This window comes from Saccharopolyspora sp. 6M (assembly GCF_020176775.1).
GTDB lineage: Bacteria > Actinomycetota > Actinomycetes > Mycobacteriales > Pseudonocardiaceae > Saccharopolyspora_C > Saccharopolyspora_C gregorii.
Genome location: NZ_JAIUJZ010000057.1, coordinates 56,559 through 68,332, shown reverse-complemented (window position 1 = coordinate 68,332; position 11,774 = coordinate 56,559). Strand labels below are relative to the sequence as shown.

General features: G+C 73.7%; 10 protein-coding genes. 2 read left to right on the top strand and 8 right to left on the bottom strand.

The window, feature by feature from the left end:
• Positions 1-104: 104 nt before the first annotated feature.
• Both fabI and fabG read right to left on the bottom strand, forming a co-directional pair.
• On the bottom strand, positions 105-872 hold the full coding sequence (fabI, locus tag LCD31_RS09780) for an enoyl-ACP reductase FabI (protein WP_224957442.1): 768 nt from the start codon (positions 870-872) through the stop codon (positions 105-107).
• A gap of 70 nt (positions 873-942) precedes the next feature.
• Positions 943-1,647, bottom strand: a complete 705-nt coding sequence (gene fabG, locus LCD31_RS09775) for a 3-oxoacyl-ACP reductase FabG (protein ID WP_224957440.1) — start codon at positions 1,645-1,647, stop codon at positions 943-945.
• A 262-nt stretch (positions 1,648-1,909) separates the two neighbouring features.
• On the opposite strand from fabG, the gene LCD31_RS09770 reads away from it, so the two are divergent.
• Positions 1,910-4,795, top strand: a complete 2,886-nt coding sequence (locus LCD31_RS09770) for an FAD-binding and (Fe-S)-binding domain-containing protein (protein ID WP_224957438.1) — start codon at positions 1,910-1,912, stop codon at positions 4,793-4,795.
• Between the two features lie 292 nt (positions 4,796-5,087).
• Here the strand turns inward: LCD31_RS09770 and LCD31_RS09765 are convergent, their stop codons facing one another.
• A complete protein-coding gene (locus tag LCD31_RS09765; protein WP_224957436.1) occupies positions 5,088-5,810 on the bottom strand; it encodes an MgtC/SapB family protein in 723 nt (240 codons plus the stop codon).
• 213 nt (positions 5,811-6,023) lie between these two features.
• Between LCD31_RS09765 and LCD31_RS29505 the strand changes: the two genes are divergently transcribed.
• Positions 6,024-7,046, top strand: a complete 1,023-nt coding sequence (locus tag LCD31_RS29505; RefSeq protein WP_224957433.1) for a cyclopropane-fatty-acyl-phospholipid synthase family protein — start codon at positions 6,024-6,026, stop codon at positions 7,044-7,046.
• 39 nt (positions 7,047-7,085) lie between these two features.
• On the opposite strand, the gene LCD31_RS09755 is transcribed toward LCD31_RS29505, so the two are convergent.
• The 5 genes from LCD31_RS09755 to LCD31_RS09735 all read right to left on the bottom strand — a co-directional run bounded on the left by LCD31_RS09755 (position 7,086) and on the right by LCD31_RS09735 (position 11,711).
• On the bottom strand, positions 7,086-7,676 hold the full coding sequence (locus LCD31_RS09755; protein ID WP_224957432.1) for a class I SAM-dependent methyltransferase: 591 nt from the start codon (positions 7,674-7,676) through the stop codon (positions 7,086-7,088).
• Positions 7,677-7,700: 24 nt separating this feature from the next.
• Positions 7,701-8,681 (bottom strand): VWA domain-containing protein, encoded by a 981-nt coding sequence (locus LCD31_RS09750; protein WP_224957467.1) that lies wholly within the window; start codon positions 8,679-8,681, stop codon positions 7,701-7,703.
• 2 nt (positions 8,682-8,683) lie between these two features.
• Positions 8,684-9,637, bottom strand: coding sequence for a DUF58 domain-containing protein (locus LCD31_RS09745; RefSeq protein ID WP_224957431.1), 954 nt, complete (start codon positions 9,635-9,637; stop codon positions 8,684-8,686).
• 50 nt (positions 9,638-9,687) lie between these two features.
• On the bottom strand, positions 9,688-10,776 hold the full coding sequence (locus tag LCD31_RS09740; protein WP_224957430.1) for a MoxR family ATPase: 1,089 nt from the start codon (positions 10,774-10,776) through the stop codon (positions 9,688-9,690).
• A 383-nt stretch (positions 10,777-11,159) separates the two neighbouring features.
• The gene (locus tag LCD31_RS09735) at positions 11,160-11,711 is read right to left on the bottom strand and encodes a molybdenum cofactor guanylyltransferase (RefSeq protein WP_224957429.1); all 552 of its coding nucleotides are present in this window, start codon (positions 11,709-11,711) and stop codon (positions 11,160-11,162) included.
• Positions 11,712-11,774: the final 63 nt, after the last annotated feature.

Below are 11,774 nucleotides of genomic sequence, written 5' to 3'. Positions count from 1 at the left end.
AACACCCGCCCACCCAAACCCCCCGCCCTCTTCGGGCCCGCCCCCACGGGGCCGGCCCCGGGGGGGGGGGGGCGGGGGGGGGGCCCGCGCCCGCCCCACCGGGCTCACGCGCCGAGCGCGGAGAACCCGCCGTCCACCATGATCATGGAGCCGGTGGTCTTGGGCAGCCAGTCCGACAGCACCGCGCAGATCGACTGCGCCACCGGGGTCGGGTCGTTGACGTCCCAGCCCAGCGGAGCCCGCTCGCCCCAGGTCTCCTCCAACCCGGAGAAGCCGGGGATGGACTTCGCGGCCATCGTGCGCACCGGGCCCGCCGACACCAGGTTCACCCGGATTCCCCGCGGACCGAGCTCGCGGGCCAGGTAGCGGCTGGTCGACTCCAGCGCCGCCTTCGCCACGCCCATCCAGTCGTAGGCCGGCCAGGCGACGCGCGCGTCGAAGTCCATGCCCACGATCGACGAACCCGCCGACAGCAGCGGCAGCGTCGCGGTGGTCAGCGACTTCAGCGAGTACGCCGAGATCTCCACCGCCGTGGACACGTCCTCCCACGGCGCGTCCAGGAAGTCACCGCCGAGGCAGGACGCCGGCGCGAACCCGATCGAGTGAAGCACGCCGTCGAGGCCGTCGACGTGCTCGCGCACCCGGTCGGCCAGGCTGTCGCGGTGCTCGGCGTTGGTCACGTCCAGCTCCAGCACCGGCGCGGGCTTCGGCAACCGGCCCGCGATGCGCTCCACCAGGCTCATCCGGCCGAACCCGGTGAGCACCACTTCCGCGCCCTGCTCCTGCGCCATCTTGGCCGCGTGGAACGCGATCGACGCGTCGGTGATCACGCCGGTGATCAGGATGCGCTTGCCTTCGAGCAATCCGCTCACGAACTTCCTCCGCTGTGCTTGCTTGGGCCCGCCACGCGGCGGGCCGGTGGAAAACCGGGCCGGAACCCGCTCAGTGCCCCATGCCCAGGCCGCCGTCGACCGGGATCACGGCGCCGGTGACGTAGGCGGCCGCGTCCGAGGCCAGCCACGCCACCGTGCTCGCGACCTCCTCCGGTTCCGCGAACCGGGCCAGCGGCACCTGGGCGAAGATCTCCTTCTTGCGCTCCTCGGAGAGCGCGTCGGTCATGTCGGTGGTGACGAACCCGGGGGCGACCACGTTCGCGGTGATCGACCGCGACCCCAACTCGCGGGCGATGGAGCGCGCCAGGCCGACCAGACCCGCCTTGCTCGCCGCGTAGTTCGCCTGACCGGCCCCGCCGGAAAGACCCACCACGGAGGACACGAACACCATCCGGCCGCGCTTGAGCCGCAGCATGCTGCTCGCCGCCCGCTTCGCCACCCGGTACGAACCGGCGAGGTTCGCGTCCAGCACCCGGCCGAACTGCTCCTCCCCCATGCGCAGCAGCAGCCCGTCGTCGGTGATCCCGGCGTTGGACACCAGCACCTCGACGCGGCCCTGCGCGGCCTCCACCTCGTCGAAGGCCGCCGAGACCTGCTCGGCGTCGGTGACGTCGCACTGCACGCCGCGCAGCCCGTCCGGAGCGCCCGAGCCGCGGTGGGTGACCGCCACCTCGTCGCCCGCCGCCTGGAACGCGCGGGCGATGGCCAACCCGATGCCGCGGTTGCCTCCGGTCACCAGAACGGACCGTCCCACTGTGGATCTCCTCCCGAAAAGCCCTGCGCGGTGAACGCCCGCGCCTCGACGGCCGAGTCCGTTCACCTGAACAGCCGCGACATTATCGGTTCACCGGTACCGGCCTCCCATCCGCTCCGAACAGAAATCGATCGCCAGAGCGGTGGCGCGCCGACAGTGGACACCGCCTTCCGGCCCCGCGAAGACCTACGGTGCGTACAGCCGCGATCCCGGACCGCGATCCCCGACCGCACCTGCCCACGGCCAGGACAGGAGTTCCCGCTTGACCACGACCGCCGCGACCACCACCGCGCCCCAGCCCGACCCCGCCGAACTCGCCGCAGCGCTGCGCGACGTGCTCGACGGACCCGCCCGGTTCGACCCGGGCACCCGCGCCCTGTACTCCACCGACGCCTCCAACTACCGGCAGGTGCCGCTCGGCGTCGTGCACCCCCGCCACGCCGGGGACGTGGCCGCCGCGGTCGCCGTCGCCCGCGAACGCGGGGTGCCGATCACCGGCCGCGGCGCGGGCACCAGCATCGCGGGCAACGCCTGCGGGCCCGGACTGGTGCTGGACTTCTCCCGGCACTTCAACCGCATCCTCGACGTCGACCCCGAGCGGCGGCTGGCCACCGTGGAACCGGGCGTGGTGCTCGACGTCCTGCAGGCCGCGGTGAAGCCGCACGGGCTCGCGTTCGGGCCCGATCCGTCCACGCACAGCCGCTGCACCCTCGGCGGCATGATCGGCAACAACTCCTGCGGCACCCACTCGGTGGCCTGGGGCAAGACCGTCGACAACGTGCGCTCGCTGGACGTGCTGCTCTCCGACGGCACCCGGCTCACCGTCGGGGAGACCTCCCCCGCCGAGCTCGACGCGCTGTGCGCCCGCGAGGACCGCACCGGGCTGCTCTACCAGCAGCTGCGGGCGCTGCGCGACGACACCGCCGAGCAGGTGCGCGCCTCGTTCCCCGACCTCACCCGGCGGGTCTCCGGCTACAACCTCGAACAGCTGCTGCCCGAGCACGGGTTCCACCTGGCCCGCGCGCTGACCGGCACCGAAGGCGGCTGCGCGGTGCTGCTCGGCGCCACCGTCGAACTCGTCGAGACACCCGCCGCGCGCGCCATGATCGTGCTCGGGTTCGAGGACAGCTACGCCGCCGCCGACCAGGTCACCCGGCTGCGCGGGCTCGACGCGCTCGCCATCGAAGGGCTCAGCGCCGAACTCGTCGACGTGGTCCGCGCCCGCAACCCGTCCTCCGCCGCGCTGCGGCTGCTGCCCGGCGGCCGCAGCTGGCTGCTCGTCGAGGTCGGCGGCACCGACCGGCGCGACGCCGAGAACGCCGCCGAACGCGTCCGCCGCGCCATCGGCTACCGCGCCGAAGCCGTCGTGCACACCGACCCGGCCCGGATGGGCGCGCTGTGGAAGATCCGCGAGGAGGGCTCCGGCTACTCCACCCGGATGGCCGACGGCTCCGAGCGCTGGTCCGGGTGGGAGGACGCCGCCGTGCCGCCGGAACGGCTCGGCGCCTACCTGCGCGAGTTCGACGCGCTGCTGGCCCGGTTCGGGCGCAAGGGCGTCACCTACGGCCACTACGGCGACGGCTGCATCCACGTGCGCGTCGACTTCGACCTGCTCGACGGCCCCGGCGCCGCCCGCTACCGCGAGTTCCTGGAGGCCGCGGCCGACCTCGTGGTCGCCCACGGCGGTTCGGTCTCCGGCGAGCACGGTGACGGGCGGGCCCGCTCGGCGCTGCTGTCCCGGATGTACCCGCCGGAGATCATCGGCGCGTTCGAGCGGTTCAAGTCGGCCTTCGACCCCGACGACCTGCTCAACCCCGGCCAGATCGTGCGGCCCCGGCCCGTGGACTCCGACCTGCGGCTGCTGGTCGCCCCGCCGAACATCCCCACCCGCACCGAGCTGGCGCTGCACGCCGACGGCGGCGACCTCGCGCCCGCCAGCAGGCGCTGCGTCGGCATGGGCAAGTGCCTGAACACCACAGGCGGGGTGATGTGCCCCAGCTACCGGGCCACCAAGGACGAGCAGCACTCCACCCGCGGCCGCGCCCACCTGCTGTTCGAGATGCTCAACGGCTCGCTGATCCGCGGCGGCTGGCGCTCCCGCGAAGTCCGCGAGGCGCTCGACCTGTGCCTCTCGTGCAAGGGCTGCAAGACCGACTGCCCCGTCGGTGTCGACATGGCGACCTACAAGGCCGAGTTCCTGCACCACCACTACCGGCACCGGCCGCGGCCCGCCTCCCACTACTCGATGGGCTTCCTGCCGCTGTGGCTCGCCCTCGGCCGGGTCGCGCCCGGCCTGGTCAACGCGGTGCTCGACGGCCCGGCGGCACCGCTGGTCAAGCGCCTCGGCGGCATCGCGCCCGAGCGGCGGATGCCGAAGCTCGCCGGACGCAGCCTGCGGTCCTGGTGGGCCCACCGCGAACACCCGAGCACCCCCGGCGGCGCCCCCGCGCTGCTGTTCCCGGACACCTTCACCGACCACTTCGACCCGCACATCGGCCGCGACGCCGTCCTCGCCCTCGAACGCCTCGGCCACACCGTCGAACTCCCCCGCGAACCGGTGTGCTGCGGGCTGACCTGGGCCTCCACCGGGCAGCTCGGCACCGCCCGCCGCGTCGTGCAGCGCACCGCGCGCCTGCTGCGCCCGCGGATCGACGCCGGCCTGCCGGTGATCGGGCTCGAACCGAGCTGCACCGCGTTCCTGCGCGGCGACGCCCTCGAACTCGCCCCGCACGACCCGGACGTGCGGGCGCTCGCGGCGGCCACCCGCACCTTCGCCGAACACGTCGAACCCACCCGCGAGCGCTGGCAGCGCACGGGCGGCGGCAAAGCGCTCGTGCAACGGCACTGCCACCAGTACGCCGAGCTCGGCTTCGACGCCGACCGGGCCGCGCTCGCCGCCACCGGGACCGACGCCGAGGTCCTCGACGCCGGCTGCTGCGGCCTCGCCGGGAACTTCGGCTTCGAACGCGGCCACTACGAGGTGTCGATGGACTGCGCCGAGCAGGCCCTGCTGCCCGCGGTGCGCGCCGCCGAACCCGGCACCTCGGTCGTCGCCGACGGCTTCAGCTGCCGGTTGCAGATCCGCCAGGCCACCGACGTCGAACCGGTTCACCTGGCCACCCTGGTCCGCCGAGCCCTCGACGGATAGATCCCGCTCCCGTTTGCGGGATGGGCGAAACGGAACCTCACCGCTGCCTTCGAACCTGCCCGCGGGACTTTCGTCTGTTCCTGTCAGCGGCGAAGCCGCTGAGCCGCCGACCACCTACGCAGAACGACCACCCGCGGGTTCTCAGCGGCTTCCTCGCGAGGACAGCGATTTCGCCGTGTGTTGGACATACATCAGAAATCGCGGCCGCACCGAAAAGCGGGCAGCGAGGAAGCCGCTGAGGTTCCGCCACCCGACCCGCCCCGCAACCGGAGTGGAAAGACAGACAGAACGCTCAAATCCCCGCCTCCGCCGAGTCACCGACCGCCGCGTGCAGCACCCCGGGGAAACCGTTGATCTCCTCGACCAGCCCGGCCACCGGCTGCTTGCCCTGCAGCCGGACCGCGACCACGGCGGTGCGCTGGTCCTCGTCGTCGGTGTCCTCGCGCTCCACCTGCAGGTCCAGCACCTTCAACCCGCGGCTCGTGCACAGCGTCAGCACCTCGCGCAGCACCCCGTGCCCGTCCAGGTAGCCCACCCGCACGATCTGCGGCTCCCGGAGCACCCCGCGCAGCAGCTGCAGCAGCCGCGGATACCCCACCGCCACCAGGAAGTGCACCAGCGTCGTCGCCGACGCCAGCAGCACCAGGCCACCACCGCAGGCCATCCCGATCGCCGCGACCAGCCACACCGTCGCCGCCGTGGTCAGCCCCCGCACCACGTCCCGCCGCACGAAGATCAATCCGCCGCCGATGAACCCGATGCCCGACACGACCTGCGCGGCCACCCGCGACGGGTCCAGCGACACCCGGTCGAACTCCAGCATGTCCCCGAAGCCGTACTTCGACACCAGCATGAACAGCGCCGCGCCCACCCCGACCAGGGTGTGCGTGCGCAGCCCCGCGCTCTTGGCCCGCACCTCGCGTTCCAGCCCCACCAGGCTGGACAGCAGCAGCGCGCTCCCCAGCTCCACGAGCAGCGGGATCTCACCCAATCCCGAGACCACCTCATCCGCCATCGGACGAACGTAACCCGGGCACGGCTCGGCGGACACGCCCACCGACCATGACCAGCCCCACCGGATCGATCAGCCACACCGCCTTGACCAGCACGAACACCGGACAAGAGTCGCATTCACCGCGAACCGGACCGCACCGCCCGCAACCGCGCCACCGCACCCCGGCGGAGTACTGTCGATCATGGAACGGCCCAACGGACCCGAGGAGCGGCAGTGCACGACAGCGGAGCGTCCGGCCTCGACGGACTCCGATCCGCCCTCGCGGCGCGCGCCACCGTGCAGGGCTGGGCGGAAGGCCTGGAGCTCTTCGAACTGTTCCGCGCCGCGCACCGCGCGGGCTGGCTCGACCGGCTGCGGGACGGGACCACCGCCGCCCGGCTGGCGGAGGCCACGGGCACCCCGGCCGAACAGACCGAGGACGTGCTGGCCGCCCTCACCTCGGCGGGCGTCGTGCAGCACCAGGACGACGCGTTCCGGCTCACCCCCGCCTTCGACGCCCTGCTCGCGGGCGCCTCCGGCGTCGACGTGCCGACCGTGCTCGACGCCGCGGACCTGGCCCGCGACCGCGTCGCAGGAGCCGTCCTGCCCGCCGAGCGGCAGCACGACCTCGACGGCGAGCAGGCGCTGCGGCTCGCCCGCGGCTGGGGCGTGCGGCCCGAGGACGGCGCACGGCAGCTCTACCAGGTGCTCTACCAGGCCCTGCCCGACTACCAGGACCGCCTGGCGCGGGGCGGCCCGCTGCTCGACGTCGGCAGCGGCGTCGGCGGCGCGCTGCTGACCAAGCTCGCCCTGCACGACGGGCTGCGCGCCGTCCGCGTCGAGGTCGTCCCCGCCGTCGCGGCCGAGCTCACCGCCCGCGCCGCGGACGCCGGGGTCGCCGACCGGCTCGACGTGCGCGTCACCGACGCCCGGGAGCTGCCGGACGCGGACGCCTTCGAGGTCTGCTATTGGGCTCAGGCGTTCTTCCCCGCCGAAGCCCGCACCGGCACCCTCGCCGCCATCCGCCGCGCCCTGCGCCCCGGTGGCCTGCTGCTGGTCCAGGAACTGTTCCCCGCCCAGGACGACCCCGGCACCCGCGGTGCGTTGGACCGCCTGTTCCACCGCCGCCAGCGGGTCGCGTTCGGCGTGTCGGCCGAAGACCTCGCCACCGAGGGCACCGCGGCCGGGTTCGACGAACCGCAGATCGTCGCCAGCCCGCTCGGCAGGCTCGTCCTGCTGCGCAGGCCGCGGGACTGACCGCCTGCGCGCTCGCGCGGCCTGCATCCGCCTCGAAGATCAGCGAGGACGCCGCGCCAGGTACACCAGCGCGGGCGGCACGTTCCGCCACACCGTGCGGCTCAGCACCGTCTCCTCGAAGGTCGCGCGCAGGTCGGCGTGCTGCCGCCGCGCCGGAGCCGCCCACCGCGTCCACGTGTACGCGAACTGCGTGAACGCCCCCTGCTCGGTCAGCGAGTCCGCGATCAGCCGGATCAGCGGCACCCCGCCCTGCGGCGCGTGCGCCGCCCACGGCAGCCCGCTGACCACCACGTCGGCCCGCACGCCCCGCTCCGCCAGCAGCCGCGGCAGCGCGCGGGCGTCGGCGCACTCCACGTCCACCTCGGGGAACCGGGCGCTCAACGACTCCGCCCACCGCTGGTTGAGCTCCACCGCCAGGTGCGTGCCCCGGCCGCCGAGCCGCTGCTGGATCGCCTCGGTGAACGCGCCCGTCCCGGGTCCGAGCTCCACCACCACCGGATCACCGGTGGCCGGGATCGGTGCCACCATGTCCCGCGCCAAGTGGCGGGAGCTGGGGCCCACCGCGGCCGTCGTCGTCGGGGACTTCACGAACTCGCGGAGGAACTCCACCGCACCGGCGGCACTGCTCACGTCGGGCTCCCGTGCTCTGCGGCGTCAGGGCAGACGTCGCCCCAGCAGCAACGAGAGCACCGCCGCGACGATCGCGGTGAGCGTACCCAGCACCGACCACGGCTTGCTGGCGTCTGTGTGCTTGATCTCGTAGCCGATCTGCTCGCCCAACGTGTCGTAGACGCGGCGCAGCTGCTCGGCGCTGGCGGCCTTGTGGAACTCGCCGCCGGAGAGGTCCGCGATCTCCTCCATCGCCTCGTCGTCGACCTCCACGGGCTGCGACTGGCCTTCGATGTCGATCGTGCCGTAATCGGTGCCGAACGAGATCGTGGTGATCGGGATGCCGGCCTTCTTCGCCTCCCCCGCCTTCGTGTAGGCACCGCGCGGGGCGTTCATGTCGCGCGGGATGGTCTGCCCGCCGTCGGCCATCAGCACGATCCGGGCGGGCGGCGCGCCACCGGGGCCACCGACCATCTTGCCGAAGGAGTCGATCGCCGACATCGACGCGTTGATGCCGTCACCGGTCGCGGTGGCCTCCGACAGCGAGAGGTTGTCGATGGCCTGCTTCACCGCCGTGCGGTCCGTCGTGGGCATCACCATCACGGTGGCGGTGCCCGCGAACGACACCAGTCCGAGGTTGATGCCGGGGGTGAGCTTGTCGGCGAACTCCTTCGCCGCGATCTTCGCCGCCTCCAGGCGGCTCGGCTCGACGTCCTTGGCCATCATCGACAGCGACACGTCCACGGTGAGCATGACCGTCGCCCGGTTCCGCGGGATGCGCTGCTCGGCGGTCGGCCCGGACAGCGCCACGGTCAGCAGGATCATCGCGACGGCCAGCAGCGCGGCGGGCACGTGCTTGGGCCAGCCCTGCCGCTTCGGCGCCACCCGGTCCAGCACCGCCAGGTTGCTGAACCGCAGCGCCTCCTTGCGCGCCCGCTGCTGCGCCCACACGTACCCGCCGACGAGCGCGGCGACCACCAGCAGCAGCAGGAACCACCACGGCGCGGTGAAACCCGACAAGCTCAACATCACGCCGTTCCTCCGGACCATCCGCGCTTGCGGGCCACCACGAACCGCACCACGTCGGCGATCCAATCCGAATCCGTTCGCAGCACCAGGTGCGCGCAGCCCGCTCGCCGCAGCGCCGCCGCGACCTCCTCGCGGTGCGCCGCGGCCGCGGCCGCGAACTCCTTGCGCAGCACCGGTGTCGTGCGCACTTCCCGCCGCTCCCCCGTCTCGGGATCGGACAGCACCACGGTGCCGACGTCCGGCAGCTCCAGGTCCCGCGGGTCGAGCACCTCGACCGCGAGCAGCGAGTGCCGGGCACCGAGCCCGCGCAGCGCGCGCTGCCAGTCCAGCTCACCCAGGAAGTCGGAGATCACCACCGCGAGCCCGCGCCGCCGCGGCGGACGCCGCAACGACTCCAGCAGCCGCGGCAGATCGCCCCGGGTGCCCTCCGCCGCCCGCGGCGTCTCGGCGACCTTGCGCAGCAACCCGCGCGAATGCCCCAGCCCGCCGCGCGCGGGCAGCCGCACCGGGCCGGTGCCGTTGTCCACGACCGCCCCGATCCGGTTGCCGCCACCGCTGGTCAGGTGCGTCACCGCGGCCAGCGCGGCGATCGCCAGCTCCCGCTTGTCGCACGCCGCGGAACCGAAGTCGAGGCTCGGCGACAGGTCCATCGCCACCCAGGTCTCCAGCTCGCGGTCGGCCACGGTCTGCCGGATGTGCGGTTCGGACATGCGGGCGGTGACCGCCCAGTCCATCCGCCGCACGTCGTCGCCGGGCTGGTAGACCCGAGCCTCCCCCGGCTCGGTGCCCGGTCCGGGCACCAGGCCGAGGTGGTTGCCCTGCAGCAGGCCGTCGAGCCGGCCGCGCACGGTCAGCTCCAGCGAGCGCAGCGCGGCGTGCAGCCGGGGCCCTTCCAGCTCCGGCGGGGCCCAGGACGGGCGGTCCGCACCTGCCTGGGCGGAACTCACCGGCACGGCTGATCGCTCCTCGTTCGTCGAGTGGGTCATGGGCGCGCGGCCGCGGGTCAGTACTGCGGCGGCGGGCCGACCGGCGCCTGCCCGTACCCGGGCTGCGCCTGCGGCGGGTTCGCCTGCGGACGCGCCGAGACCTGCGGCAGCGGCACGGTCTGCAGCACCCGGTTGACGATGTGGTCGACCGGGATGCCGTCGGCGAGCGCGTCGTAGGACAGCACCAGCCGGTGCCGCAGCACGTCCGGCACCACGTCCACCACGTCCTGCGGGAGCACGTAGTCGCGGCCGCGGACCAGCGCCAGCGCACGGGACGCGGCGACGATGCCGAGGCTCGCGCGCGGCGAGGCGCCGTAGGACACCCACCCGGCGATGTCGGACAGGCCGTGGTCGTTCGGGGTGCGCGTCGCCAGCACCAGCCGCACCACGTAGTCGACCAGCGCGTGGTGCACGAACACCTGCGCGGCGACGTCCTGCAGCCGGGTCAGCTCGTCGGCGTCGAGCACCGGCGTCGGCTCGGGACTCGCCACGCCCATCCGGTAGACGATCTCCCGCTCCTCCTCGGCCGAGGGGTACTCGACCTGCAGCTTGAACAGGAACCGGTCCCGCTGCGCCTCCGGCAGCGGGTAGACGCCTTCGTTCTCGATGGGGTTCTGGGTGGCCAGCACCAGGAACGGCTTCGGCATCGGGAAGCTCTCGCCACCGATGGACACGTGCCGCTCGGCCATGACCTCCAGCAGCGCCGACTGCACCTTGGCGGGCGCGCGGTTGATCTCGTCGGCCAGCACGAAGTTCGCCAGCACCGGGCCGAGCTCGACGTCGAAGCGCTCACTGCCCTGCCGGTAGATCCGGGTGCCGAGGATGTCGGCGGGCACCAGGTCGGGGGTGAACTGCAGCCGGGAGAACGAGCCGCCGACGACCTTCGCGAAGGTCTCCACGGCGAGCGTCTTGGCCACGCCGGGCACGCCTTCGAGCAGCACGTGGCCCTTGGCCAGCAGGCCGACCAAGACCCGTTCGACGAGCCGGTCCTGCCCGACGATGATCCGCTTGACCTCGAACACGGTGCGTTCGAGCAACTGCGCGTCCCGGGCCGGTGTGCTCACCTGGTCCGCGGGCGCCGCCCCGCCCTCGCCGGCCTCGGTCACTTCGACACCTCTCGTTCGCTTCCCTGGTCGCTTCGGGCGTTCGCCGCGGTGCCGGGCCGCCGGGCCTCGGCGGACGTGGGCGCTCGCGCGCCGAGCGCACTTCGCAGCGATCTTGGCACGGGCGCGCCCCGGTCGCGCGAGGGGGCACCCGGCCAGGTTCGCAGTGAACCGCACCGGCGGTGTGGCCCCTGTGAAGCGATCTCCCTCCTCCTGGCCGTTCTCGGCCGGACGGCGGAAGGCGAGGCCGTGCGGCCGGATTGATTTCAGTCGACACTGAAGCTACCGATCCAATGAATATCCGGACGCGCACTCCTGCGCTCACGCACCCACTGATCGTTCGGGCGCGGCGCCACCCGGGCCCCTCGCAGCGGGACCCGGGGCGCTCAGCCCAGGCGGTGCAGGTCCTGCGGGGTGTCCACGTCGGCCGCCTCCGCCCCCACCGCCGGGACGTGCGCCGGGTGCAGCGCGCCGAACAACGCGCGCACCGGCCGGTCCCGAACCTGCTCCGGCATCGCCGCGCGCAGCACGGCGACCGGCCAGACGCCCAGCAGCCACTGCACCGCGCCGTCCGCGTCCACCAGCACCGCGCCGGACTCCGCCGCCGCCGCGCGCAGCCGCGCCACGGTCCCGGCCGAGAGCCCCGGGTGATCGGCGGCCAGCACCGCGACCAGGCCCCGCTCGAACGGGACCTCCCCCAGCCCCGCGTGCAGCCCGGCGAGCGGACCCGACCCGGGCGGATCCTCCCGCGCCCACGGCACCGGCACCGGCACCGGCCGCCCCGGCAGGACCAGCACCGCCGGGTCGGCGTCGCGCACCGCCAGCGCGGTGTGCGCCAGCAAGGTGCGGCCACCGGTGCTCAGCGCGAGCTTGTCCACTCCCCCGAGCCGGCGGGAGCTCCCGCCCGCGAGGACCACCGCCGCGAATTCGTCCACCACGCCCCGATGCCTACCGCAGCACCGCCGCCGCGGCGCGGGCACCCCACCCCGGAACGCACGGCG